We start from the raw sequence: 1190 nt of genomic DNA on the forward strand, positions 1-1190 counted from the left end.
GACCGGCTGCTGCACCTGATTGAATTCAATCACCCCTTTATTTTTCTCTCTGGCAAGCAAGGCAGTGGTCGCGCCACCCTGTGTGAATCCCTGCTCGGTGCCCTGCCCGAAAAAGTGCGAGTCGTGAGCCTGATTGGCAGTCCTGCCATGAAAATGGCGGACGTGCGTCAGTTGCTGTTGCCGCAGGTGGTGGCAAGGCCGCTGTTCAATCCACAGGATGCGCTGGCCGACAGCTTCTTTCGCATGCTGGAAGGCAAGTCTGCCACCCTGCTACTGCTGATCGAACGTGCCGACGAGTTGCCCGCCGAGCTGGTTGGTGAGCTGTGGAGCCTCTGTCGTCACAACGATACCCTCTCCGTGCCGCATCAACTGGCCATCGTACTCTCCGGCAGTGACGTCTGGTGTCGCAACCAGAAAGTCCTGCTGAAAGGGCGGGCAATGCCTGCATTGGAGCTGGAAGTGGCGCCACTGAGCGCGCCAGAGCAACGTATCTTCTTGTATGAGAAAGCCAAAGAGCTCAAGATCCCGGCAGCCCTCTTGCCCAAGTTGAAAGTGGAAGAGATCCTGAACGCGGCAAATGGACATCCGTCCATCATCATGCAGTTACTGGAGGATATCATGACCGACAGAAGGCCCAAGAAGCGTCAGGCAGAGTTGCCCGTCAAGAAGATTGCGACCGTGCTGGCAGTGGTTGCCGCCGGCTTGCTGGCCCTGAGCTATCTGCTGCCAGCTCTGTTTAACGGTGAGAGCAAGCGTTCTGCGCTGGAACCTGCGCAAACCACGGCTTTGCCCATTCCGGTGTCTGGTGGTGATCCCCTGACCATAGGCGGCACCGATACCGGTAGCGATGGCCGGAGCGGTGGTCAGGGCAGTGCGAATGCCAGTGGTGATAACCCGAGCGGTGTGGTGCGCGATTGGCAGCCGGATGCCAAGGTATTGCCCAAGGTGGTCGAGAGCGAGCCCATGACCACCGAATCGACCAATTACGAGGGGCGCCGGGTGGTGATCTCCGATGAAGTGGTCGAGAAACTGATGAACCAACCCAACGTCAGCGGTGCCTTGCCCATGGTCGTGGTGGATGAGCTGACCGGTGCCGATTCCCAAGCCGTTTCGACTCAGGTTGCCCAGGCTCAGAATACATCGACCCAGGGCCTGCTTGCCAAGCCGGCCACCGCGCCCAAGGCCGAGAG

At 59.4% G+C, this 1190-nt stretch carries 1 protein-coding gene; it reads left to right on the forward strand.

Annotated features, from left to right (window positions below; genetic code table 11):
* A partial coding sequence (locus tag BN1129_RS00640) for an ATP-binding protein (protein ID WP_244462991.1) occupies nucleotides 1–1190 on the forward strand: 1190 nt, incomplete at both ends.

The sequence above is a fragment of the Aeromonas popoffii genome, from assembly GCF_000820025.1.
Lineage (GTDB): Bacteria > Pseudomonadota > Gammaproteobacteria > Enterobacterales > Aeromonadaceae > Aeromonas > Aeromonas popoffii.